Below are 21,710 nucleotides of genomic sequence, written 5' to 3'. Positions count from 1 at the left end.
TCGGGTCCGCATTGCCGCCCGTGGCCACGGGCCCGCCATCTCGTCGGTGCCGTTGCATACGATGGTCGGGCCTTCTCCGGCGCCTCCTCCCGGAACACCTCAGTGTCCTTGCCGGGGAAGGAGGGGAGCCAGGGAGGAGGTGAGGGCCGTGGCCAAGCCGCGAGGCAGGCACGTCAAACCCCGCAAGGACAAGGTAACGGCCCGGCAGGTGAGCGACATAGTTAACGCAATCGCTCACCTGGTCCGGGCCGTCGGTGTCCTTGTGGATGCCCTCGGCCGTTGGTTCAACTGAGTCATTCGGCCTCGGGGACCCATCCGGTCGCACCCGGGTGGGTCCCCACCATTATGGGCCCCAGCACGGCGCCGTGTCCATGACGCGGCCGCCACCTCCGGGGGGGTAGTGGCGCCAGGCCCATACGTGGTCGCGCACGGCCTCGGCGCGGCTCGCGCGGGCCAGGGCGCGGGCCTGGAGCGTCGGCTCACGGCGTGCGCTCCTGAGCGCCTGGGATGATGCGCACCGCGGCGCCCTGGGCGCGCAGGGCGGCGGCGGCGCGGGCGGCGGCCACGCGGGCCATGGCCGCTGGTGTTGCCTGCTGGGCGGCGGTGGGCACGGCCGCCCAGTAGTCGTGGTCGCGGTCCCATACGACCAGGCGCCCGGATGCCTGCCCGTCGGCCAGGGCCTGCTGGTAGAGGTCGTCGGCCAGGGCCTCGAGCTCCTCGATGGCGGCCAGGTAGGTGCGGGGGTCGCGAGGGGCCCGGGCCCCGGTCTCCCAGCGGCTGATGGTGTTGGGGCCGGCCAGGCCCATGAGCCGGGCCAGGTCGGCTTGGGTGGCGCCGGTGGCCTCGCGGCGGGCCTGGGCCTCGGCGCCGGTGATCACGGGCCGCTGGTCGAGCGTGGCCGCCCAGTCGCGGGCGGCGGCGATCGCGGCGCTGGTCGAGCCGTGGCCGGCGATCGACGCGCCGTCGGCGCGCCGGCCCTGCCAGGCCGCCCCCGTCAGGGCGCCGGCGGCGTCCAGGCGCGCGGTGATGGCCAGGCGGGCCCCCTCGGGACCACCGACCACTATGTCCTGGTCGCTCTGAGAGGCGCCGGGGTGGTCGGCCTCGTCCAGGCCGGCCGGCAGACTCTCAGTGACGGTCTCCCACACGTCCTGATAGAAGGCCTCGACGGCCTCGGGCAGGGGGGCGGGGTCCTGACTGGGGGGCAGGCCGGCGCCGTCGATCCACGCCGCGGCCGCCTCGACGGCGTCAGCCTGGGCCAGGACCGCCTGGCGGCCGCCGCCGCCGGGGCGCCTGTGGACCAGCAGGGCATGGCCGGTGACCGGGGTGGTGATGACCAGGGTGCCGCGCCCGTCCCCGGGGTCGATGACCGCCGACCCGCTCCCGGTGGCGGTCACGCGCAGGTCGTGGGGGGTGCGGCGGGCGTGCCGGACCGCGGCGTCAGTGATCGTGGCGGGTGTCATGGGCATGTCAGGGATCTCCTGTCTGACGGGCCTGCCCGTCCCGCCCCCCTACTGGGCAGGGGGGGGCGGGACGGGGGCGGGTGGGCGATCAGTCCTGGGCCTGCTCGTCCAGGGCGTGGCGGTCCACGGCAGCCCAGAAATCGGCGGTCCTGTCGAGGACCCACCGGTAGCGGGTGCCGGACCCGGTGGGGCGCAGCACCTCGTCGGCGATCGCCTCGACGTCGAAGTCGCCTTCGTCGGGGACGAGGGCCTCGACGACCTCACGCTGGACGGCCTCCTCGCGGGTGGCGTAGACGCGGGGGGACTGGACCTCCAGGACCTCCAGGGCGGCGTTGGCGGCCTCGACCCGGGTGCGGCCCCACGCCACCGCGCGCTCGGCCCGGTCCCCGGGGTTGGCGTAGCCGCTGACGTGGTAGGGCAGCGCCATCCACTCCCCGAAGCCGATCTCCCAGTCCGCCCTCTCCAGGCCGACGACCGGCTCGCGCGTCGAGGCGTCCACGAGGTCGGCAAGCCCAGCCCTGATGGTCTCGATCTCAAAGCCGATCCGAAGCTCACTCATGATGATCTCCTTCTGAGAGTCGGGGACGGCCTCTCCATCCCCGTTGGGAATATTTTATCCCAGCAAGGTGGTGGGGGTCAAGCCCTTTTCTGACGGGGTTAGTGGCGCCAGGCCCATACGTGGTCGCGGGTGGTGATGGGGGCGCCATCGGGCCCGCGTAGGTAGTCGTCGACCCATTGCAGGCGCCGAAGCGCGCGGCCGGGGCCGTGGGGCTGGTGGGTCCAGTGGCCGCGCACGACGTGGCGGGTGGTCAGGCGCCTGCCTGATGGGGCTGTGGCGCCATCGGGTTCCAGGCGGGCCCGCCGGGCGGGGCGCACATCGATGACGCTCACGTCGCACGGGCCTCGACGCGACCCGTTCCCGTGGCCGCGGGCCCGGGCCGCTGGGGCGGTGGTGGCCAGCGCCGGGGCGCTCATCAGGACCCAGGCGGCCTCCAGCAGCGCGAGCACTCCGATGTGGTCGCTGGCGCTGACCACGCCGGCGGGGGCTAGGACCGTGCCGCCAGCGTCCAGCGCTGCGGGGATCGGCTGGGTGATGGTGGTGAAAGGCACCAGGAACGGGCACTGGTGCCCCAGCAGGGGCAGGGGCAGGCGCTCGGGGCGGGTGTGCAGCTCGACGCGGATCACGGCCCCAGCCTGGGCGTGGGCGGGGTGGGTCGGCGCGGTGATTGCCCATGACAGGGCGTCGACGGGCACGGGGTCGTGGTAGGGGATGCCGGCGCGCTGCCCGTCGCGCAGGGCCAGGCCGTCGGTGCCGGTGGTGTCCCAGGGCGGCAGGGGCTCAGCGAAAACCATGAGCCCATGGGCGGCGGGCGCGTCAGCGGCCAGGATCGCGGGCACGTCCTGACTAGCGTCCATCGCCAGGCGGGCCATGGGCCCGGTGACCCAGAACAGCTCGGCGGCCTCGACATCGGCGGCGCCGCGCTCCATGCCGCGCACGCTGGCATCCAGGGCGGCGGCCAGGTCATCGCGCCCGATCGCCCTGGACCGCTGGGCCACACCGGCCAGGCGCACGGCCTCGGCACGGCTCGCGCGGGCCAGGGCGCGGGCCATGACCGGCACGGTCGTGGCCGACCACCGCGCCGCCCTAGAGCGCCGGCTCACAGCGCCCACTCCCAATCACTCATCATGCCGCCTCCCTGGTGGTGGTGTGTCGTGCCCGGGCGGGGAGTCGAACCCCGCCTGCGACCATCCGGGCCGTCACGTGCGACTAGACGAGTCACACGTGACAGGATCGCATCGCGCCCCTCAGGGGAGAGACCTCTGGGGGGTGGGGCCCTCGCACACCTCGGAGTAGCGGCAGTAGGCGACCGGCTGGCCGACTGCCTGGTGGATGGCGCCGCGCGCCAGGCCCACGACGTTCGCGGAGGCCCCGCAGCCGAGGCGCCTGAGGTCGGCGCGGTACACGTAGTCAGCGCCCTCCTCGGAGCGGAAGGTCTCGGCGAGCAGCGTCCCGTCCTGGGCGATGATCACGCCACGGTAGATGAAGGAGTTGTAGATGCACGCGCCGAGCTCGTCGTGGGCGGCGTGCCACACGATCTGCGCCCACCGGGCCAGGTCGCCGGAGTCGGCGGGGTCACCTCCCGCGCGACTCATCCACTCAGCGGCCTTGGCAGCGAAATAGGGGTGAACGGCGTCAACATCACTCATGATGCCCATCGTGATTCTCCTTCTGAGAGTCGGGGCCGGCCTCTCCGCCCCCGATGAGATAATATTATCTCATCGGGGGGTGTGGTGTCAAGCCCCTCCGCCGGCGGTGATGCGCACCACTTTGCCTTGGGCGCGCAGGGCGTGCCAGGCGCGGGCCGCGGCCACGCGGGCCATGGCCGGGGAGGCCCCGCGACCGGCCTCGTCGGGGCGGGCGGCGTGCCAGGCGCCGATGGTGTCCCACACGGGCAGGCGCCCGGTGGCGGTCCCGTCGGCCAGGGCCCGCTGGTAGAGGTCGTCGGCCAGGGCCTCCAGGGCCTCGACGGCGGCCGCGACGGCGCCAGGGTCGCGAGGCGCCCGGGCCCCGGTCTCCCACTGGGAGACCACGCCCTGGCCGACCCCCATGAGGCGGGCCAGGTCGGCCTGGGAGGCGCCGGTGGCCGCGCGCCGCGCGGCCAGCTCGGGGCCGGTGATGGCCGGGACCCGGTCCAGGCCGGCGGCCCACGCCGCGGCCGTGGCCACGGCCGCGTCCGGGCCGCCGTGCCCCAGGATGGACGCGCCGTCCGCGCCCCGCCCCCTCCAGGCCGCCCCGGTCAAGGCGCCGTGGGCGTCCATGCGCGGGGTAATGGCCAGGCTGGCGTTCTCGGGGCCGGACAGCACCATCGCGTCGGTGCTGTCCGTGGCCACGGGCCAGCGCTCGTCGACACCCTCGGGCACCGAGCCGACCACCGCGTCCCAGACCCGCTCGTACAGGCCGGCCACGCATCCGGGCACCGGGGCGCCGGCTGCGGCCTGCGCGGCTTTAAGGGCGGCCATCGGGTCATGGGGGTCCCGCTCAGGACCCCCCGGCGCCGGGTCATGCGCTCGGCGCCCCTCGCGCCCGGCCTCGGGGCGATCGCCCTGGGGCGTTGTCATGGTCATCATGTGTCTCCCATCGGTCTGGTCCGCGGCGGGGCCCTCACAGCGAGGCGCGACACCGTCGACACCCCGCCCCCATTGAGATAATAGCATCTCAATCGGCCTCAAGTTCCTCGGTGGGAGTCGAGGTTGGGGCGCTCGCCCATGATCGCTCGGAGCTCATCCTCGTCGGCGATGTCGCCGCCGCCGACTAGATCGATGGGGCGCAGTGCGCCGGCGGTAGCCAGGGCGTCGAGCTCGTCGTCGACCCTATGCGCACTAGCGCGACTAGTACTGCTAGTCGCGCTAGTGGTGCTGTGCCTGGTCCGGTGGGTGCGCGGCGCGCTCGCGCCGGACCGGGCGGAGTTTAGTGGAGAGCGGTGATGGCGGCGCGCTGCTGGTCAGTGCTGACGCCGAGGTAGCGGGCGGTGGTGGTCAGTGAGGAGTGGCGCATGAGGGTCTGGACGATGCGGCTGTCGGCGCCGGCAGCCAGGAGCTCGGTGGCGTAGGCGTGGCGCAGTTGGTGGGCGGTGGCGTCGATGCCGGCTCGTCGGAGAGCGGCGCTGATCGCCTGGCTGACGGATTTGCCGGTGATGGGTCGGCCTGGGCGGGTCGGTGAGGGGAACCAGTACCCCTGCCCCGGCCGGCGCTGGGCCTCCGCTGTGATGCGGGGGTGCAGGGGCAGGGTGTCGGTGCGACCTCCCTTGCCGGTCACGGTGAGTGTGGCGGCGCGGGTGTCGATGTCCTGGCCGCGGATCTTGGCGATCTCGTGGGCACGCAGGCCGGCGTAGGCGGCTAGAAGGATCTTGGCGCGAGTGTCGGGGCGTAGGTCGAGGGTGAGGACGCGGTCGAGCTGGTCCCGGGTGAGGGGGCGTGGGCGGCCGGCGGGCATGCGGGGAGGGTCGATGACCGCGGTGGGGTCGTCGGCGCGGCGGCCGGTGCGGGTGAGCCAGCGGTGCCAGGCGCGCAGGACGGAGTAGTAGGCGTAGCGAGTGCCCGGGGCGGCGGCCCGGGCGAGAAAGCGCTGGATGCTGATCGGGTCGAGTTCGTCGGGGCGGGCTCCGGCGGCGCGCGCGGCCTGGCGGATCACTCTGGCGCGCTCGGTGGTGGTGCGGGCGGCCAAGCCCTGGGCGCGCATGGCGATCAGCCAGTCGTCGACGGCGTCGGGCGCCTGGTCGGCGGGCTCGGACTGATGACGGTGGGGGCTGGGTGTTATGTCCATGGCCGGTCTCCCTACCCAGCTCCGGCGTCATCATGGCGCTAGCGACACTAGTGTCGCTAGCGCGGCTAGTGCAGCTGGTATTACTAGCGTCGCTAGTAGGACTAGCGGCGCTGGTAGGGGTGTCTGGGGCCGGGCGCCGCTATCGAGCGCCCGGCCCCCGGGGTTGAGCCGGTCAGCGGTGGGGGTTGGAGTGGCCGATCTGGCCGGGAGGGGTCGGGTCGAACGGCTCGCCGTTGTTGAGGCGCCCCTCGGCGTCGGTGACGGCCCGCTCGATGATGGCGGCGATCCACTGGCCGAAGGTCTGGTAGGGCCGGTCGAGGTCGGCCGCGTTCTGCGCGCGCCATGCGGTGCGGGCTCGTCCGAGGGCGTCGGCGTCCATCCAGATCGCCAGTTGACCCCTGGGACGCGTGGCGGCCCGGGCGCTCCTACCGGTGTCACTAGCGCTATCAGTGTCACTAGTGGCACTAGCATCACTAGGACTACTAGTGGTACTAGCAGGGCTAGGACTACTAGTGGCGCTAGCAGGGCTAGAACCGCTGGTGCTGCTAGCGCCGATGAGGGCGGGATCGGGGCCTGTGGCCTTGGGCACGACTGGGGTTTTGCGGGGGCGTGGGGCGGGCTTCACGGACGGGCTCCTATCAGTGGTGGGTCAGGGCGCTGGCGAGGTCGCTGATGGCGTGGGCGTAGTCGCGCCCGGCGCGTTCGGTGGTGGGCACGGGGATGCGGTTGGTGGCCGCTTTGGCGACGATGTCGCGCTCGGGAAGCTCGCCGAGGATCAGGCCGGGGTAGTCCTGGGTCAGGACCTGGTGCCATGCGGCGGTGTCCTGGCGGTCGGGGCGGTAGCGGTTGATGGTGATGCCGGCCAGGGTGAGGCGGGGGTTGTAGTGGTCGCGGATGAGGGTGATGGTGTCCATGAGCTCGGCCAGGCCGGCCACGGATGAGGCCCTGGCCTCGGTGATGGCCAGGACGGCGTCGGCGGCTGTGAGGGCCCCGACGGTGAGGACTCCGAGGGCGGGTGGGCAATCGATCATGACGGTGTCGTAGTCGTCGGTGGCGCCGTCCAGGGCGGTGCGCAGGGCGGCCTCGCGGCCGATGGAGGTGTCGGCTTCCAGGCCGGCCAGGGACCGGGTGCCGGGCACGACGTCGATGCCGGCCCAGGCCGGGCCCGCGGGCGTGATGGCCGAGGCGATCGCGCCAGCGCCCGCGGAGCGGCCCATGACGGCGGTCAGCACGTCGTGCAGGGTGATGGTCTCGGGGGTGATGGGGGCGTCGAGGATGTCGGTGGCGTTTCCCTGGGGGTCGGTGTCGATGACCAGGACGCGCCCGTCCTGGGCCAGGTGGTGGGCCAGGGCCAGGGTGGTGGCGGTCTTGCCGACCCCGCCCTTCTGGTTGGCGATGGCGATGATGTGTGTCGTCATGAGGTGGTCTCCTCGTGGTCGGGGATGTGGGTGGTGATGGTGGCGCGGGGGATGAGGCGCCCTGATGGGGTGACGATGGTGGCGGCGCGCAGCCATCGGAGCTGCTCGTAGGCGGTGGCGGCGTCGGCGTCGTTGAGGATGCTCTGGCCGGCCTCGGCGGGCAGGCGCCCGCCGAGGCCGGTTCCCAGGACGTCGTCGTAGAGGCTCATGCCGCCGCCGGCGCGGTTGGCAGTGTGAGCTCGATACTGGCGGCCCGGGTCAGCATCGCGCTGAGGGCGTCGGCGCGCTCCAGGTCATCCTGGGCGCTAGTGTCGCCAGCGGCGACCTGGTCGCGCAGTTCGTCGACGACGCGGTCGAGGGCCTCCATGAGCAGCAGGCTCTCGGCGAAGCCGAGAACGCTAGTGGTGCGCGCCGCTGGGGCGCGGTCGAGGGTGTCCTCGATGGCTGCTGCCAGGTCGTGCTGCCCCTCGTGGTAGGCGTCCCAGGTGGAGTGGTCTCCGGGGGTGCGGTAGGCGATCTGCTGGCACAGGCCGCGCACGCGCGCGACTGCGCCGGACTGCTCGTTCACTGCTGCTCCCATCCGTCGTAGTCGGGTCCTGTCGGAGCCTGGGGTTCCCAGGGAACGCCGGGGCCCTGGGGGCTCTGAGAGCCCGGCCCGCTGGCGCGCCGGCTGGTGATCTGGGCGGTGCTGTAGCGCAGGGAGGGGCCGATCTCATCGACCTGCATCTCCACGACTGTGCGCTGGGCGCCCTCGCGGTCCGTGTAGGAGCGCTGCTGGAGGCGGCCCTGAGCGATAACGCGCATGCCCTTGGTCAGGGACTCCGCGACGTTCTGGGCGGCGTCGCGCCAGACCTGGCAGCGCATGAACAGCGTCTGGCCGTCCTGCCACTCGTTGGTCTGGCGGTTGAAGGTGCGCGGTGTGGACGCGATCGTGAAGGACGCGACGGCCGCGCCCGAGGCCGTGTAGCGCATCTCCGGGTCCGCGGTGAGGTTCCCGATGATCGTGATGACGGTGTCGCCGGTCATGGTTCAGTTTCCTTTCTCCGCTGTGAGGCGGTCGTTGGTCTCGATGGGGTCATGCGGCATGCTGGGGCCAGCGCTTCGGGGGCGGTAGCCGTATGTTGTGCCGTCGTTGAAGCCGGAGGTATCGGTGAGGGCGTCGAGCAGAGCCAGGATGTCGGTGGGGGCGTGCGTGATGAAGTCGTCGAGGCCGCTACCGTGCCGGTACTCGATGACGCCCGCGCGGATGCCCGGCCTTTGACCGGCGGCGTAGAGCTCCCAGTCTGGGCCACTCATCCGGGGCTGGCGATGGTGGTAGGTCCATGGCAGGGGCAGCGCCCGCGTGACAGTGGTGAGCCGGCGCTGAATGGCTTCGATATCCGGGCCGTGGTTCATGATGTGGTTGTTCCTTCCAGGAGGTGGTGGTGGCCCCTAATACCTTTCTCATTGGCGCCGAGACCTGAGGCCTGGGCATCGCGGGCGCCGTCGTGGTAGGCGCGGTAATCCACGGCGCTGGCGGTGCCCGTCGTGAGGCGCAGGGTGCTGAGGTAGTCGGTGATGCGCTGCTCCCTGCTGCGCACTACCAGGGCGGTCGAGTTGGTGGTGGCGTCCTGGTCGCGGACCTGGATGGCGCCGGCCCTGGCAGCGCGCACCCGCTCGGCGATGGCGTCTCCCCATCCCAGGGTGTAGCCGTCGCGGGTTGCGCGGCGGGTCGCGGGCTTCATGGGCTTGACACTGCGGGGGTTGGCGCGTCTCCAGGCGTCCCAGCCCACAGCTGCGTGGGCCTGAGCGGCTGACAGGAGTGGCATGAGCCGATCCAGATCGGAGGGGTATCCCACGACGCAGAGCACGATGTGGGGCCCGGGCCCCTGCTGGCGGGTCTGGCGGCGGTTGTCGCGGTAATAGGTAGCGGCGCCGGCCGCGCAGGCGATCCTGTGCAGGGCGTCGGCCAGGGCGCGCGAGGCGGTGGTGGGCCCTCCTGTGATGATCATGTCGCGGGTGGTGATCTGCTCGGCGTCAGGCTGGTCGAGGTCGAGTTCGTCGATCATCAGGCGAGCCATGATCATGGAGGCACGCGCCTGGGCCTGGTCTCTCTCGGCGCTCGAGGCCCCGGGGTCGGCGGCGATCGCCAGGAGTCGGCGCGCCAACTCCTCGTCCCTGCGCCGCTTGTCCTTGACTGTCATGGTGCTCCTCTTTTCAGGCGCTTTGTCGGGTGGTGGGGGTGGGCAGGTAGTCGTAGATGCTCATCTGACGCCCCTGGTGAGCGCCGCTAGAGTCGCTAGTGCTGCTGGCATGACTAGTCCCGCTAGTGTCAGTAGTCCCGCTAGTCCTGCTAGCGCGATCGATCAGGCCGGCGTCGTCCCTCATGGCTCACGCCCCCTGGGCGGCGGGCGCGGCGACACGCCGGCAGGCTCGCCAGGCTGTGAGGTCGACCACTTGCCCGGTCTCGAACTCGCGAACTTTTAATCCGAAGGTCGTGGGTTCGAGCCCCACAGGGGGTACCGCCGCCGCGCCCCCGGCGCGCGCGCCCGGCCCGGCCACATAGGCCGCCGGCTCCCAGCCGTCATCCGTTCGAGCCGGCACGAGGTCCTCAATGCCGACGCCAAAAATCTGAGCGAGTTCAGCCAACTCCTCAGCCGTCCAGGTAGTGCGTCCAAGCACCTTCCTACTCATGACGGACTGCGTGATCCCGAGGCGCCGCCCCAACTCCGTGCGGGTCATACGGGACGCGAACAAGTGCTGGTTCACGGTCATACCAAGGGCCTCCCCGAAGGTCATCCCTTCTAATGCGGGCCGCTCCTGAAGTCGTCTCATGGCGCAAGCATACCTAGTTCATTCATTTCATGCAATGAACGGGTTGTGCCGACTAGATTCGCTTCGTATGATGCATGACATGACTAGTCATATGATGCCTGGACCTGCCGGCCAGGAGTGGTTCACGCCAGCCGAGGCTGCTCAGTTTCTGCCTGGTGTCAGCGTCGACGCACTCCGGCGTCTGATCCGCCTGGGGCGAGTGGCCGCAAAGAAGAACCCGCTCAATCACCGTTACAGGATCCACCGATCTGAACTCGACCGTTTGCGCGAGGCACTCGATGAGCAGGTGTTGTCGGTTCCGTCGGCGGGGTCTGCCGCGTCGACGGCGGACGTTCCTCCTGGTCAGGCGATGTTGTCGTGGCCGGGGGCTCCGACTCCGCCGTCGGTGTCACCCCCTGCTGGGGGTGAGGGCTGATGCGCGTGGTGGCGTGCTTCGACCGATGGTTGTGGCTGGGGCAGGCCCGTGGCAGCGGTGAGGGTGCCTGGGTCGGCGTGGTAGATGCGGTGACGGGCTGGGAGGTGTCCGGCCTGGGGCTGCTGATCCGTTTCGATCAGGTTTTCGAGGCCGTTGGTGGGGTGTACCCGGTGGGGGCCGATGAGATGGATCGGTGCTTGCGGGTGTCGTTCGATCGCGGGCAGGGGATCCGCTTCTGGCCCGAGGAGGGGCTGGGTGGTTTCGAGGTGGTGGGTCATCTGGTGGCCGAGCCGACGGGCCAGCCCGGCACGGTCGCGGCGCGCCGGGTCGGCCGGGAGGTTTTCGAGGGGCTGCTGGAGCGCTGCTGGGACCAGGTGTGGGAGGAGTCGCGCCTGTCGAGCCTGAGTGTGGAGTTCCTGGACGCCGCCAGTGGTGAGCCGGTGGAGCTCGTGCGGCCTGAAGTGCTGCGGGTCGTCGTTGACGGCGATCGCCCCGACGGGGATCCCGTGGGGGACGGATGGTGGCCGGAGGTCGATGGCCGTCCGGTGAGTCCGGAGGTCGAGCGGTTCTTGAGGCCGTTGGTCGATGAGTTCGGTCTGGATGGGGATTACCTGTCGCGTTGGCCGGTGGAGTCCTGGGAGCAGTGGGCGCGGGTGTGGGCCGCGCTTGAGGAGGATCCGGAGCGCGGGTGCGCGTGCGCTCCGGCGTGGATGGAGCCGCTGGTGGGTCGGTGGCGCCCCACGGATTTCATGATCCCGTTCCCGTGCGTGGGGTCGCTGAGCTCGGGCCTGGATTGGTTCGCTCTGGGCCGCGAGCACGGGGGTATGCGGGTGGTGGCCGATTACTTCCAGCCCGGGGCGGTGGCCTCCAGTGAGGAACTGGAGGAGGCCTGGCGCTTGGCGGGCTCGTGGGGGTTGGAGCCGAGGATCTGCATGGATTTGGTGCCCGGCGAGCCGTGGGGTCGGGGGCTGGTCGGCGCGGTGGACGCCTGGGGCGTGACCGGGGCCAGCGAGGAGCAGGTTGATGCCCTGGTCGGCCTGGTGGGCCGGCGGGGACTGCGGGTCGGGGAGCCCGCGGCGGCGCTGGCCGCTTCTTATGGCCTTGACACGGGCACGGGCGCGCCGGTGGTCGTGTGGGACTGGGCGTCATGAGGCGCGCGGCGGTGCCCGGTCGTTCTTGGGAATCTATGGGGGTGGCACTGTGAGTGAGCAGGCCAGTGAGTACTTCGTTGTCCGCAGGGGCGCGACGGCGCTGCGCAATGAGACGGTGTGGGACGAGGCGATCTCTTATGGGGCGCTGGGCATCCTGGCGCGCGCTCTGGCCACGCCGCCGGGCGCCGACATGGGGTATCGGGCGTTCATGGGGCGCGGCATGGGCGAGAAGGCAGTACGGGCGGCAATGCGCGAGTTAGCCGCGGCCGGCTACCGCCATCAGTTCACGGTGCGCCGCGCCGGGGGCCTGCTGCGCACCGCGGTGGTGTTCTCCGATGTGCCGATCAGTGTCGAGGAGGCCCTGGCCGAGGTGGTCCTGCCCGCGGGCGCGGCGGTCGTCGATCGGCCTGACAAGGGTCCACAAAACCGCAGGTCGCACCGTGCGGCAACAGGTGCCGCACGGTGCGACCAGGGCTTTTACGACGGTGAGAGCCCTGTGGATAACCCCCTTGTGGACAACTCGTCTGATGATGCTCACCGTGCGGCAACAGGTGCCGCACGGTGCGACCTGGGAAAACAGGTCGTTTCCGCAGGTCGCACCGCGCCGCACTCCACCGTGGCACGGTCGAGTAAGGCGCTATCCCTACGGGATACCAAAACCTCTTCCTCACTACGTTCGGAAGAGGGTTCTTCAATCCAAACCGGACCGGCGCGCGAGGCCGGCGCGCCCGCGCCGTCGCCGTCGGTCGGGTCGGCTCCGGTCGACTCCGGGGGCTCTGACGCTCCTGGGGCCCCGGGGCGGGGCGCCGGGGCGCCGCCGCCCACGGCCCCGGGAGCACCGGGCATCGTCGACAGCGACAGCGCCGACGGGGCCGGCGGCGACGGCGCGGGCGCCCGGGAGGGCCGGGAGGGTCCCGCGCCCCGCGGCGGGCGCCGACGGGGCCGGAAGGCCGCTCATGGGGCCTCGGGGCACGACTGGAGCGCCGGCCACGGGACCGGGAACACCCCCAGGAGCGCCTCCAAGGCCCCTAGGAGCGATCGGAATGCCACGGATGTAGTTCCGGGCGGTTCAGGTCATGGAAGGCGCTCAGATCGGCTCTCAGAGCCTCAGGGGTCGGACGGTCGGGTGCGGGGCCTGCTGGCGGATTGCCTGCCGGAGTGGATGCTGGCGATGGACCCGGCCGGGGCTCAGGCAGTGGCCGGGCTGCTGGCCGAGCGCGTGGAAGCGGGCTGGAGGCCAGCCGAGATCAGGACCGCGATCGGCTCGTCGCGCCCCGGCCGGATCGGCCGGATGTCATCGCTGGTGGCGGCCCGCCTGCGCACCAACGTCGACCCGGCCATGGCGCCCTCGTCGCTGGTGGCCTCGGCTCAGGACGCCCGCCGGGAGGCATCCCAGCGGCGAGCCGACGCCCTAGCCCAGAGCCCACAGCGGCAGGCCGACCCACGCTTCGCGGCGGCCCTGGAGCGCGCCAGGGCCGCGCTGGGCGCGGGAGCGAGCCGCCTGGAGGTGGCCCAGGAGGCCCACCGGCTCCTGGGCGCCCAGCGCGCCGCCGGAGCCGGGGCGTCGCCGTGAGTCGGACCCCTTTCGCAGTCCCGTTGTTTTCCCTGTGATTCCTTGAGGAAGAAGTGGTTCTTGTGAGCGTGAGCGCGTGCGATCGAATCGTGATGCCGCCGGTAGTTGGTCATGGGGCCGTGCCATGGCGGGTGTGGGCCTCTCGCTTGGGCGGGCTGTTCGCCACGGAGCGGGCCGTGGTGAGCTGCCTGGCGGGCCTGGCGGATTGGCGCGGTGAGCTGATCTGCTCGACGTCGTGGATGGTGGGGGTCACCGGGGCGTCGCGATCGTCGGTGATGCGGGCTCTGGCGGGCCTGGAGGCTGGTGGGGCGCTGGCCCGGCGTCGGCGCTACCGGCCGGCCCCGGCGGCGGGGGATTGGCGGGGATCGGGCAGGCTCTCTCGCGGGGCGTCACTGATCACGCTGCACGCGGCGCGGGTGGTTCCTGAGGTCGAGGAGGCCTGGGTGGCGCGCGAGTTGCCGGACTTCTGCTCCAGGGGCCCGTACGTGGGCACGGACGACGACGAGGGGCTGCGGTCGGCGATCCTGACAGCCTCGGCCGAGGGGTGGGAGGGACCTGCCACGGGCGTGGTGGCCCGCTCCCTGGATGCGGCCACGGGCCGCCAGCTGGCCCAGGCGGTCAAGCGAGGCGTGGTGTTCTCGGCTCTGGGGCGCGAGGAGTCGCGCCTGGACACGATGGGGTGGGCCTGGCAGGTGCTGCGCATGTCGGAGGAGGCGATCGCCTCGGCGGCCAGTCCCTGGGGGTACTGGACGGCCTCGACGAAGAACCAGGTGTCCCGGTGGCGCGACGCCGCGTCCCCGGAGGAGTCGTTCGACCCGTCGATGATGCCGATCGTGTCCGATCCCCTGCCGGGTGAGTGCGACGCGCCGCTGGTGGGAATCGGGGAGATCGGGCCTGTGCTGGGCGGGGCGGTGGAGGCCCTGGTGGTTGCCGGGGTCGATGAGACGCTGGCATGGGCGGGCATGCGGCGGGTCGCCGAGTTGGCCATGTCGGCGTCCTCGCGCGCGCACACCAGCGCGGCCCAGGACCCGCGCCTGGCCGATCTGGGCTACTCCCCGGCGGCCGCGCGCAGGATGATGACCCTGGTCAAGGGGTCGCGGCGCGGCACGAAGGCCCCCGTGCTGGGCCTGGGCCCCGACCAGTTGCGCGAGAGAGCCCAAGAGGTCGCGGACCTGGTGCGGGATAGTGGCGTCCCCGCTCTCACCACATGATGTGTCGCGGTTCACATTATGGTTGGTGGCGCGGTGGGACCAATAGCGCCTGGTCAGGTGGTGATGGCAGTGATCTCGCGGGCAAGGGCGCGGGCTAGGTCGGCGGGGTCGATGTGGGCGTCCTCGTCGATCAGCGCGGTGCGGGCCTGGGCTGCCAGGCAGCGCCAGATGGTGATGTCCGGCTCCTCGTCGTCCTCCCACCGGGGCTCGCCCATGGGGATGGCGAGTTCGTCGATGTAGTAGTCGAGGGCCTCCTGGTAGGTGGCGATCCAGGGGGCGGCGAGAGGGATGAGGCGGTCGGTGGGCCCGTCGGGGCCCACCCCGGCTGGGCGCGAGCACCACTGGGGGCGCGCCAGACACATGTCGAGCTCGATGGCGGCGGGCCGGGTGCCGGGGTGGTCGCCGATGATGATGAGGCCGGGGTCGCTCAGCGCGGCGATGGCCTGGGCGGCCTGGGCGGCATCGAGGGCGTCGAGGTCGGTGGTCGGGCCCACGGGGGCTTCGTCGGTGATGACCTGGGCGTGCAGGCGGTAGCAGTAGACCTCGGCGCCCTCCGGAATGCGCCAGGCGGGGGAGGCCATGATCATGGCGAACTCGCTGCGGGGGGTCTCGGTGCGCAGACGGCGCAGCGCCTGGGGGGCCTGGGCCCGGCTGGTGGCCTCCAGGCCGACGACCGGGGGGTTGTCGGGAGGAGTGGCGCCCCTGGCCATCCACTCGTGGTCGATCTGGGCGCGCGCTGCCATGGGCGCTCCTCCCCTTGTTCCAGTGGTCGCTGATCGGTCCTATGGGTGCAGGCTACCGGCCCCGGGCGCGGATCGGGGCAGGTGGGGGGCTGGCGTGCTCACACCGGGCACGGCTCGGGCAGGAATCGAGTCGAGGAGGTCGTCTGTGGCGCAGCCCGTGAGCGCGATCAACCCGTACCTGCCCCGATCCGCGCCCGGCCCAGCCGCCGGACGGGAGCGCCGCCGCAGGCCGGAGTCCCGGCCGCTGGCGGTGTGGGCGCCGGGCGCCGAGGTGCCCGAGGCCCCCGGCCTGCCGTGCGCCCCCGCGCCAGCCGGGGCGGGGGACGGGCACCTGGTAGTGGTCGGCGCACACGGCGGCGCCGGGGCCTCGACCCTGGCTGCGCTCCTGGGCGCCGTCGATGGAGGAGGGGCCTGGCCCCTCCTCGGCGGGGGGCGGGCCCGGGTCCTGATCGCGGCGCGCACCAGCGTGCGCGGCATCGAGGCCGCCCAGCGGGCGGCCATGCAGTGGGCCCGCGGCGACATCGACGCGGACCTGGTGGGCGTGGCGTGGATGGCCGACGCCCCCGGGCGCCTGCCCAGGGCGCTGCGGTCGAGGCTGTCGCTGGTGACGGGGGCCTTCCCTGAGAGCTTCCGGGTGCCCTGGGTGGGCGCCTGGCGGGCGGGCGGGCCGGGAACCGGCCCCGTGCCCAAGGCCGTAGCGCGCGCCCTGGCGCCGCTCACGGAGCACGAGAAGAACCGAACGGAGAACAACTGATGAGCATTCTCAACGCCACGGGCGGGTACCTCCTGGCCCGCGCCGGCGAGATCCAGGCTGGCTTGGCCCCGATGGACCCCGTTGTCAGCACTCCGCCGGGAGTCGGCGCGAAAGTCGACTTGATCCTGGGCTATTTGATGTGGATCGCCGGGTCGGTGGCAGTGGCCGCGTTCATCATCGGCGGGATCTCGATCATGTTCCTGGGCATGGGCCGGGGCGGTGACGGCCTTCAGCGGGCTGCCGAAATTCTGATCTACGTCTTCGTCGGCGCCGCGGTCGTGGGCGCCGCCAGCGCCCTGGCTAAGTTCTGATGGGATCGGACATGGAAGCAGTGGATGAGACCAGGAACACCGATGGACGCTGGGCCGGGACGCATACCAAGAGATTCGCCGGAGCGGCGGCCGTTCTGGCCCTAGCGGTCGCGGGAGGAACCTGGGTGGCCCTGACCGGATCGGGCGGTGATCCCAGTGGGACGGGCGCCACCCAGGAACCTCCCGCAACCAGTCAGGCGAACCAGGAGCCACTAGCTCCCGTCGGTGGGGAGGTGGCCGCGCCATCGGCGAGCGCCGGGGCGGAGTCGGTTTGTGGGTTGGTGCCGGGCGATCTGTCGGTGCCCACTGGCGCCTTGGGCGCGAGGACGACCACTGCGGGCAGGGGGTTGAAGGTCCCGTTCTTGGACGGGGTCGGGCCGGGCGCGACCTCCCCGCTGGGGGTGTCTTCGTGCTACGCGCACTCCCCCAGGGGGGCGGTGCTGAGCGCGGGCGGCTTCATGACCTGGTTCTCCTCCAAGCAGCAGCTGCTCGACATGGTTCACGACCGCATGGAGGCCGGCCCCGACAGGAACCGCCTGGCCGCCAAGATCTCCCAGACGTGGGGAGGCGAGATCGGCGCGCCCCTGCAGATCAGGGGCTACAAGGCGACTCTGCGCTCGCCCGACGAGGTCGTGGTCACCCTGGCCGTCGTCCAAGCGGGCGACTCCCGCCTGGTGTCCTGGCCGCTGACCATGGTCTGGTCCGAGGGCGACTGGAGGGTGCGGGTGCCCAACAACGAGGCCTGGGGCGAGGAAGCCATCACCTCCCTGGAGGCCGCAGGCATGAGCCCATGGCAGTGAGCGCGCCCCGGGCGGGGATCGGCGAGCGATGACAATGAGAGGGGACCGGGGATCATGTCGTGCCATTTCTGGGAGCTGACGTGCAAGGCTGGCGAAGCGGCGACAAAAGCAACGGAGAATGTGCTGGTCCACGCCGCCCAGGAGGTGCTCACCGCGATCGGCAAGACGCTGACGAGTGTGGGCACCATGTGGGTGAACGTGTCCACCCCGAACCTGAAGCCGGCCGGGTCGGCGTCGATGGGCGGCGGGCAGACGATCGTCGACTTCATCGGCCCGCGCCTGGTGTGGCTCCAGATCGCGATCTTCACCGGCTGCCTGATCACCATGGGGATCAAGATGATGTGGTCGCCAGACTTCAGCACGGTGCGCGAGCTCGTGGCCGGCTGGCTCAAGATGGTGATCATCTCGGGGGCCGGCGCGGTGTTCGTCAATCTGGCCGTCGAGGTGTGCGACGGGTACTCCAAGTGGATCGTCTCTGAGGCCGTCGGGTCCGAGGCCGATGCCGCCACGTTCGCCTCCAAGATCCTGGACGCCAGCACCGTGACGGCCGGCGGGACGGGGATCATGGTGATCCTGGTCGCCGGGCTGCTGGGCCTGCTGGCCAACCTGGTGCAGACCATGATGATCTACGGGCGCTCGGCGATGCTGGTGCTGCTGGTGGCCTTCCTGCCGGTGGTCGCCTCGGCCGCCATGACCAACTGGGGCAGGCAGTGGCTCAACAAGTTCGTCAGCTGGCTGATCGCCTTCCTGGCGTTCAAGCCGGTGGCCGCCACCATTTACGCCATCGCGATCCGCCTGGTGGCGGGCACCGGCAGTGATGACGAGTTCACCCAGTTCATCCTGGGCGTCATCATGATGATCCTGGCGGCCCTGGCCCTGCCGTCGCTGGTGGGCTTCCTGACCCCGGTGGCGGCCGGCGTGGGCGGTGGCGGCGGCGGTTCCGGGGCGGCCGGCGCCGCGGCCCTGGTGGCCAATGGGGCCGTGGCGACCAGGCAGATGGGCGCGTGGGCCCGCGGCGCTACCGGGCCCGCCGGGCGTAGCGGCGGGGCCGGTAGTGCTGGTGCCGATGGCGCGGTGGACTCCGCCCCGGTGGCCGGACGGCCCTCCCAGGCCCCGGCACCCACACCGCCGGCGGCCGGTTCCGGGGCGGCCGGTGGAGGAGCCGCAGCGGGTTCCGGGGCGGCCGGTGGAGGAGCCGCAGCGGGTTCCGGGGCGGCCGGTGGAGGAGCCGCAGCGGGTGCCGGCGCTGCAGCCGGGCCCGTGGGCGTGGCGGCCGTGGTGGGGGTCAAGGCCGCCTCCGCAGGCGTCAGGGGCGCTCAGGGCGTGGCTCACTCGACGACCGACCAGGGGGCGGCGGCCAATGGGGCCGTCGATGTCTCCGGGCAGGGGAGGCGGTGACCCATGAGTTCGACGAGCCAGCAGGAGCAGGTCGTGCGCTACTACTCGGGGTGGCGCGTCCCCAAGAGCTTCGGCATCGGGCGCCTGTCGACGGCCCAGACTGCCGCCGTGTTCGCCGTGGGCGCCGGCGCGGTCATCATCGAGATGGCCGCGGGCCTTGTGTGGGCATTCTTCATGGTGGCGCTGTGCGCCGCACTCGGCGCGGTGTCCCTGATCAGGGATCAGCACGGCACGAACTTCTACGACAGGAGGCGCGAGATGAGCGCGTTCAGGAGGGCGCGCCGCAGGGGCGCCAACGTCTACCGATCCGGCCCACTGGGGGTCGACGGGCGCCTGGGGCGGGCCTTCCGCCTGCCCGGCATCCTCGCCTCGGCCGGGCTGACCGAGCACACCGACGCCCTGGAGCGGCCCTTCGCCCTGGTCAGTCACCAGGACGGGCGCGTGACCCTGGTGATGGAGGTCTCCCCCTATGGGCGCAACCAGACCCACCAGGAGCACATCAACTCCCTGGTGGGCCTGTGGGGTGCCTGGCTTGCCGGCCTGTCACGCCAGTTGGGGGTGACCGACGCCTCCGTGACGGTGGAGACCAGTCCGGACACCGGGCGGCGCTTGCGGCGCGAGATGGCCGACGACGTCAGCGCCGACTCCACGCCCCTGGCCGAGCGGATCGTGATGGACGTGGTGGACTCCACGCGCGAGTCCGCCGTGCAGGTGCGCACCTGGGTGACCGTCTCATTCGACACCAGGCAGATCTCCCAGGCCTCCACCCGCCGGGCCCGCCACGCCCAGGCGGTGCGCGAGCTGGCGTCCAAGGCCCCGGCGATCACCCAGACCCTGGCGGCCCACGGCGGTGGCGCGGTCCACCTGGCGCGCGCCGAGGAGGTCATCCGTCTGGCGCGCGTGGCCTACGACCCGCGCAGCGAGATCCTCTTCGAGGAAGCGGCCGCCCAGGGCCTGGCGGTGGACCTGGGCTGGCACGAGGCCGGGCCGGTGTCCCATGAGGCCGTCAGAGACGCCTACCACCATGACTCCGCGACCTCGAAGGTCTGGCTGATGAGCCAGGCCCCGGCCGGGCGGGTGCGCGACACTGTCCTGGAGCGGATCCTGGAGCCGAGCCCGGACGTCGAGCGCAAGCGTTTCACGATGCTGTACCGCCCCATGCCGGCGTCCAAGGCCCCGGGGGTGGTTGAGCGCGACGCCGACCAAGCCGATAACCGTCTGGCGACATCCAAGCGGCCCTCGGCGCGCCTGAGGAGGGAGGCTTCCCAGGCGCAGAAGGCCACCGAGGAGGAAGCCTCCGGCGCTGCGCTGGTCGATTTCGGGGCGGTGCTGACGGTGACGTCCACCCAGGCCGACTCCGCGCGGGCCCTGGAGTCCACCGCCGCGATCGTGGAGTCCATGGCGGCCTCCTCCCACCTGCTGGTCCGACCCGCCTACGGCGCCCAGGAGTCCGCCTTCGCCCTGGGCCTGCCCCTGGGGGTCTCCCCGAGCCGTCAGAGCCTGGTGGGCAGGTGGGCGCGATGAGCCTGGCATCGGCCCTGGTCGAGAGAGCCTGCGGGCGCCAGCGCGCCGCCGGGCGCGAGTCTGTCTACACCGGTCGGGGCTCGGGGCAGGGCCCGGGTGTGCCGCCCGTGCGCCTGTGGAGGGGGACGACCCAGCAGGTGTGCGGCCTGTGGCCGTTGAGCCAGTCGGCCGAGGCCCCGATGATCGGCGCCCCGCTGGGCGCGATGATCGGAGGGTCGGGCATGGTGTGCGGGGACCACATCACGTGGTTCAAGCAGGGGCTGATCACCTCCCCGTCGGCGCTGGTGCTGGGCCTGAACGGCTACGGCAAGTCCTCCCTGGTGCGCCGGGTGATGACGTACCACGCCTACTCGGGGACCCACACGATGGTGCTGGGGGACATCAAGCCCGACTACGTCGACCTCGTCCGGGCCCTGGGCGGGCAGGTCATCGAGATCGGCCGCGACGGGGAGGGCATCAACCCCCTGGACGCCGGCAACGTCGGGGACGCTGCTGCGCGCCTGCGGGCCGCCGGCTTGGACCAGGCCGCCGCCGATGTCCTGTACCAGGCCCACGAGCGGCGCAAGACCATGCTCTTCTCCCTGATCCAGATCAGCCGCGGCTCCGCGCCGACCAACCTTGAGGAGCTCGTCGTCGACGAGGCCCTGAGAGTCATGGACATCGACTCCTCCCGGGGCCAGGCCACCCTGGGCGACCTGCTGGGCATCATTCGCAACGCCCCGGCCTCGGTGATGGAGGTCGCCATGGCCCGCGGCTCGCGGAGCCGCTACCAGGAGCGCACAGAAGACCTGGAAATCGCCCTGATGGCCCTGCTGCGCGGCCGCATGGGCTCGATCTTTTCGGCGCCAACCACCACCCCTATGCGCATCGACCGCTCGGTGGTGTTCGACGTCTCCGCCCTGGAGCAGGCCAACAAGGACCTCCAGGCCGCCGTGCTGCTGTCGACCTGGAGCTACGGGTTCGCCACCATCGCGCTGTCGCAGTCCCTGGCCGACGCCGGGCTGCTGGCACGGCGCAGCTACAACTTGGTCATGGACGAGCTGTGGCGCATCTTGGGCACCTCCTCGGGGATGGTCGACAGGATCAACTCCCTGACCCGCCTTAACCGCACCGTGGGGTGCGGCCAGATGATGATCACCCACTCCCTAACCGACTTCACCGCTCTGGCCTCCGAGCGGGACCGCGCCCAGGCCAGGACCTTCGCCGAGAAGGCGAACATGCTCTACCTGGGGGCGATCTCCGACCGTGAGATCGATGCCCTGCGCGGGGTGAAGGCCTTCAATGACGAGGAGATTGCCACCTTGATGTCGTGGAACGCCTCGGCCGCGTGGGACCGGTGGGCCAAGGCCCCTGGGCCCCTGCCGGGCCTGGGCAAGATGATGCTCAAGACCTCCGGGGCTCCGGGACTGGCTTTCCAGGTGCGCTTCGCCCCCGATGAGGAGGTCCTGTCCGACACCTCCAGGCGGTGGGGCGTCAACCGGGGGAGGGTGCGGTGATCAGGCTCGTACGCGCCATCAGTGATCGCACCGCCTCCTGGGACGGCCAGGCCCGGGCCATGGCGTGGGCCCTGTTGGCGGGGTTGCCCGCCTGGGTGTGTCTGCAACTGGGTGAGCGCGCCCGCGCATGGGCCGCGGGGCAGAGCCCTTCCCTGCCCGCCAATCCGATCACGATGGTCATCGCCTTGTTGACTGGCCGGGCCGGCGAGGCGGGGCTGTGGGCCTGGGCCGGCGCGATCGCCGCGGCGGGGGCGCTGGTGGGCGCGGTGATGGGCCGGCGCGCCGGGGGCCGCCCCGGGCGGGGCGCGCGCGGCGACC

25 protein-coding genes and 1 pseudogene are annotated in these 21,710 nt (G+C 71.8%); 11 read left to right on the top strand and 15 right to left on the bottom strand.

Annotated elements, in window-relative coordinates; genetic code table 11:
- Positions 1 to 479 precede the first annotated feature (479 nt).
- From GVV76_RS09800 to GVV76_RS09735, 14 genes and pseudogenes are all read right to left on the bottom strand, one after another.
- Positions 480 to 1,466, bottom strand: coding sequence for a helix-turn-helix domain-containing protein (locus tag GVV76_RS09800; RefSeq protein WP_159626732.1), 987 nt, complete (start codon positions 1,464 to 1,466; stop codon positions 480 to 482).
- 82 nt (positions 1,467 to 1,548) lie between these two features.
- Positions 1,549 to 2,019 carry a hypothetical protein gene (locus GVV76_RS09795; RefSeq protein WP_159626730.1) on the bottom strand — a complete coding sequence of 157 codons (471 nt, stop codon included), beginning with the start codon at positions 2,017 to 2,019 and terminating at the stop codon, positions 1,549 to 1,551.
- Positions 2,020 to 2,117: 98 nt separating this feature from the next.
- Positions 2,118 to 3,071, bottom strand: coding sequence for a hypothetical protein (locus GVV76_RS10225; protein ID WP_201292234.1), 954 nt, complete (start codon positions 3,069 to 3,071; stop codon positions 2,118 to 2,120).
- A 195-nt stretch (positions 3,072 to 3,266) separates the two neighbouring features.
- Positions 3,267 to 3,677, bottom strand: a complete 411-nt coding sequence (locus GVV76_RS09785) for a hypothetical protein (RefSeq protein WP_159626729.1) — start codon at positions 3,675 to 3,677, stop codon at positions 3,267 to 3,269.
- A gap of 78 nt (positions 3,678 to 3,755) precedes the next feature.
- Positions 3,756 to 4,580, bottom strand: coding sequence for a helix-turn-helix domain-containing protein (locus GVV76_RS09780; protein WP_159626727.1), 825 nt, complete (start codon positions 4,578 to 4,580; stop codon positions 3,756 to 3,758).
- 349 nt (positions 4,581 to 4,929) lie between these two features.
- Positions 4,930 to 5,784 (bottom strand): tyrosine-type recombinase/integrase, encoded by an 855-nt coding sequence (locus tag GVV76_RS09775; RefSeq protein WP_159626725.1) that lies wholly within the window; start codon positions 5,782 to 5,784, stop codon positions 4,930 to 4,932.
- A gap of 172 nt (positions 5,785 to 5,956) precedes the next feature.
- On the bottom strand, positions 5,957 to 6,163 hold the full coding sequence (locus GVV76_RS09770; protein WP_159626723.1) for a hypothetical protein: 207 nt from the start codon (positions 6,161 to 6,163) through the stop codon (positions 5,957 to 5,959).
- A gap of 259 nt (positions 6,164 to 6,422) precedes the next feature.
- Entirely contained in the window at positions 6,423 to 7,202 is a 780-nt protein-coding gene (locus GVV76_RS09765; protein WP_159626721.1) for a ParA family protein, read from the bottom strand.
- On the bottom strand, positions 7,199 to 7,411 hold the full coding sequence (locus tag GVV76_RS09760) for a hypothetical protein (RefSeq protein ID WP_159626719.1): 213 nt from the start codon (positions 7,409 to 7,411) through the stop codon (positions 7,199 to 7,201). The genes GVV76_RS09765 and GVV76_RS09760 overlap by 4 nt, the downstream gene beginning before the upstream one ends.
- Complete coding sequence (locus GVV76_RS09755; protein ID WP_159626717.1) at positions 7,408 to 7,782, bottom strand: hypothetical protein; 375 nt, start codon at positions 7,780 to 7,782, stop codon at positions 7,408 to 7,410. Before GVV76_RS09755 ends, GVV76_RS09760 begins: the two co-directional genes overlap by 4 nt.
- A 44-nt stretch (positions 7,783 to 7,826) precedes the next feature.
- A pseudogene (locus GVV76_RS09750) lies at positions 7,827 to 8,228 on the bottom strand (single-stranded DNA-binding protein); the annotation flags it as partial.
- A gap of 3 nt (positions 8,229 to 8,231) precedes the next feature.
- Positions 8,232 to 8,597 carry a hypothetical protein gene (locus GVV76_RS09745; RefSeq protein ID WP_159626713.1) on the bottom strand — a complete coding sequence of 122 codons (366 nt, stop codon included), beginning with the start codon at positions 8,595 to 8,597 and terminating at the stop codon, positions 8,232 to 8,234.
- Positions 8,594 to 9,385: a hypothetical protein gene (locus GVV76_RS09740; protein WP_159626711.1), complete on the bottom strand. Its 792-nt coding sequence runs from the start codon at positions 9,383 to 9,385 to the stop codon at positions 8,594 to 8,596. The genes GVV76_RS09745 and GVV76_RS09740 overlap by 4 nt, the downstream gene beginning before the upstream one ends.
- A 187-nt stretch (positions 9,386 to 9,572) precedes the next feature.
- Entirely contained in the window at positions 9,573 to 10,016 is a 444-nt protein-coding gene (locus GVV76_RS09735) for a helix-turn-helix domain-containing protein (protein ID WP_159626709.1), read from the bottom strand.
- Between GVV76_RS09735 and GVV76_RS10720 the strand changes: the two genes are divergently transcribed.
- The 4 genes from GVV76_RS10720 to GVV76_RS09715 all read left to right on the top strand — a co-directional run bounded on the left by GVV76_RS10720 (position 10,015) and on the right by GVV76_RS09715 (position 14,366).
- On the top strand, positions 10,015 to 10,431 hold the full coding sequence (locus GVV76_RS10720; RefSeq protein ID WP_442858373.1) for a helix-turn-helix domain-containing protein: 417 nt from the start codon (positions 10,015 to 10,017) through the stop codon (positions 10,429 to 10,431). The genes GVV76_RS09735 and GVV76_RS10720 overlap by 2 nt on opposite strands.
- The gene (locus GVV76_RS09725) at positions 10,431 to 11,582 is read left to right on the top strand and encodes a hypothetical protein (protein ID WP_159626705.1); all 1,152 of its coding nucleotides are present in this window, start codon (positions 10,431 to 10,433) and stop codon (positions 11,580 to 11,582) included. The genes GVV76_RS10720 and GVV76_RS09725 overlap by 1 nt, the downstream gene beginning before the upstream one ends.
- 1,162 nt (positions 11,583 to 12,744) lie before the next feature.
- Positions 12,745 to 13,155 carry a hypothetical protein gene (locus tag GVV76_RS09720; protein ID WP_159626703.1) on the top strand — a complete coding sequence of 137 codons (411 nt, stop codon included), beginning with the start codon at positions 12,745 to 12,747 and terminating at the stop codon, positions 13,153 to 13,155.
- A gap of 176 nt (positions 13,156 to 13,331) precedes the next feature.
- A complete protein-coding gene (locus GVV76_RS09715; RefSeq protein ID WP_159626701.1) occupies positions 13,332 to 14,366 on the top strand; it encodes a hypothetical protein in 1,035 nt (344 codons plus the stop codon).
- 53 nt (positions 14,367 to 14,419) lie between these two features.
- Here GVV76_RS09715 and GVV76_RS09710 read toward each other — a convergent pair whose 3' ends face one another.
- Positions 14,420 to 15,109: a hypothetical protein gene (locus GVV76_RS09710; protein WP_159626699.1), complete on the bottom strand. Its 690-nt coding sequence runs from the start codon at positions 15,107 to 15,109 to the stop codon at positions 14,420 to 14,422.
- A gap of 145 nt (positions 15,110 to 15,254) precedes the next feature.
- Here GVV76_RS09710 and GVV76_RS09705 point away from each other — a divergent pair, with 145 nt between their 5' ends.
- The 7 genes from GVV76_RS09705 to GVV76_RS09675 all read left to right on the top strand — a co-directional run.
- Positions 15,255 to 15,863, top strand: a complete 609-nt coding sequence (locus GVV76_RS09705; RefSeq protein WP_159626697.1) for a DUF6668 family protein — start codon at positions 15,255 to 15,257, stop codon at positions 15,861 to 15,863.
- The gene (locus GVV76_RS09700) at positions 15,863 to 16,174 is read left to right on the top strand and encodes a hypothetical protein (RefSeq protein WP_159524650.1); all 312 of its coding nucleotides are present in this window, start codon (positions 15,863 to 15,865) and stop codon (positions 16,172 to 16,174) included. The genes GVV76_RS09705 and GVV76_RS09700 overlap by 1 nt, the downstream gene beginning before the upstream one ends.
- A 437-nt stretch (positions 16,175 to 16,611) precedes the next feature.
- Complete coding sequence (locus tag GVV76_RS09695) at positions 16,612 to 16,974, top strand: hypothetical protein (RefSeq protein ID WP_159524651.1); 363 nt, start codon at positions 16,612 to 16,614, stop codon at positions 16,972 to 16,974.
- A 120-nt stretch (positions 16,975 to 17,094) separates the two neighbouring features.
- On the top strand, positions 17,095 to 18,372 hold the full coding sequence (locus GVV76_RS09690; RefSeq protein ID WP_159626695.1) for a hypothetical protein: 1,278 nt from the start codon (positions 17,095 to 17,097) through the stop codon (positions 18,370 to 18,372).
- 3 nt (positions 18,373 to 18,375) lie between these two features.
- Positions 18,376 to 19,896 carry an SCO6880 family protein gene (locus tag GVV76_RS09685; protein ID WP_159626693.1) on the top strand — a complete coding sequence of 507 codons (1,521 nt, stop codon included), beginning with the start codon at positions 18,376 to 18,378 and terminating at the stop codon, positions 19,894 to 19,896.
- Complete coding sequence (locus GVV76_RS09680; protein ID WP_236263393.1) at positions 19,893 to 21,392, top strand: ATP/GTP-binding protein; 1,500 nt, start codon at positions 19,893 to 19,895, stop codon at positions 21,390 to 21,392. The genes GVV76_RS09685 and GVV76_RS09680 overlap by 4 nt, the downstream gene beginning before the upstream one ends.
- The coding region (locus GVV76_RS09675) for a hypothetical protein (RefSeq protein WP_201292233.1) at positions 21,389 to 21,710 on the top strand (322 nt) is incomplete at its 3' end. The genes GVV76_RS09680 and GVV76_RS09675, both read left to right, overlap by 4 nt.

Source organism: Actinomyces sp. zg296, assembly GCF_009829695.1.
In the GTDB taxonomy this organism is placed as follows: domain Bacteria; phylum Actinomycetota; class Actinomycetes; order Actinomycetales; family Actinomycetaceae; genus Actinomyces; species Actinomyces marmotae.
The sequence above is the reverse complement of the archived record's forward strand: the minus strand, read 5'-3'. Positions and strand labels throughout refer to the sequence as shown.

Coding starts and splice junctions, on each gene's coding strand:
- GVV76_RS09735 (WP_159626709.1), bottom strand. CDS start 10,016: ATGAGACGACTTCAGGAGCGGCCCGCATTAGAAGGGATGACCTTCGGG.
- GVV76_RS09795 (WP_159626730.1), bottom strand. CDS start 2,019: ATGAGTGAGCTTCGGATCGGCTTTGAGATCGAGACCATCAGGGCTGGG.
- GVV76_RS09720 (WP_159626703.1), top strand. CDS start 12,745: ATGCTGGCGATGGACCCGGCCGGGGCTCAGGCAGTGGCCGGGCTGCTG.
- GVV76_RS09740 (WP_159626711.1), bottom strand. CDS start 9,385: ATGACAGTCAAGGACAAGCGGCGCAGGGACGAGGAGTTGGCGCGCCGA.
- GVV76_RS09800 (WP_159626732.1), bottom strand. CDS start 1,466: ATGCCCATGACACCCGCCACGATCACTGACGCCGCGGTCCGGCACGCC.
- GVV76_RS09680 (WP_236263393.1), top strand. CDS start 19,893: ATGAGCCTGGCATCGGCCCTGGTCGAGAGAGCCTGCGGGCGCCAGCGC.
- GVV76_RS09775 (WP_159626725.1), bottom strand. CDS start 5,784: ATGGACATAACACCCAGCCCCCACCGTCATCAGTCCGAGCCCGCCGAC.
- GVV76_RS09785 (WP_159626729.1), bottom strand. CDS start 3,677: ATGGGCATCATGAGTGATGTTGACGCCGTTCACCCCTATTTCGCTGCC.
- GVV76_RS09755 (WP_159626717.1), bottom strand. CDS start 7,782: ATGGGAGCAGCAGTGAACGAGCAGTCCGGCGCAGTCGCGCGCGTGCGC.
- GVV76_RS09765 (WP_159626721.1), bottom strand. CDS start 7,202: ATGACGACACACATCATCGCCATCGCCAACCAGAAGGGCGGGGTCGGC.
- GVV76_RS10225 (WP_201292234.1), bottom strand. CDS start 3,071: ATGGCCCGCGCCCTGGCCCGCGCGAGCCGTGCCGAGGCCGTGCGCCTG.
- GVV76_RS09760 (WP_159626719.1), bottom strand. CDS start 7,411: ATGAGCCTCTACGACGACGTCCTGGGAACCGGCCTCGGCGGGCGCCTG.
- GVV76_RS10720 (WP_442858373.1), top strand. CDS start 10,015: ATGGCGCAAGCATACCTAGTTCATTCATTTCATGCAATGAACGGGTTG.
- GVV76_RS09745 (WP_159626713.1), bottom strand. CDS start 8,597: ATGAACCACGGCCCGGATATCGAAGCCATTCAGCGCCGGCTCACCACT.
- GVV76_RS09770 (WP_159626723.1), bottom strand. CDS start 6,163: ATGGACGCCGACGCCCTCGGACGAGCCCGCACCGCATGGCGCGCGCAG.
- GVV76_RS09685 (WP_159626693.1), top strand. CDS start 18,376: ATGAGTTCGACGAGCCAGCAGGAGCAGGTCGTGCGCTACTACTCGGGG.
- GVV76_RS09725 (WP_159626705.1), top strand. CDS start 10,431: ATGCGCGTGGTGGCGTGCTTCGACCGATGGTTGTGGCTGGGGCAGGCC.
- GVV76_RS09710 (WP_159626699.1), bottom strand. CDS start 15,109: ATGGCAGCGCGCGCCCAGATCGACCACGAGTGGATGGCCAGGGGCGCC.
- GVV76_RS09780 (WP_159626727.1), bottom strand. CDS start 4,580: ATGACAACGCCCCAGGGCGATCGCCCCGAGGCCGGGCGCGAGGGGCGC.
- GVV76_RS09700 (WP_159524650.1), top strand. CDS start 15,863: ATGAGCATTCTCAACGCCACGGGCGGGTACCTCCTGGCCCGCGCCGGC.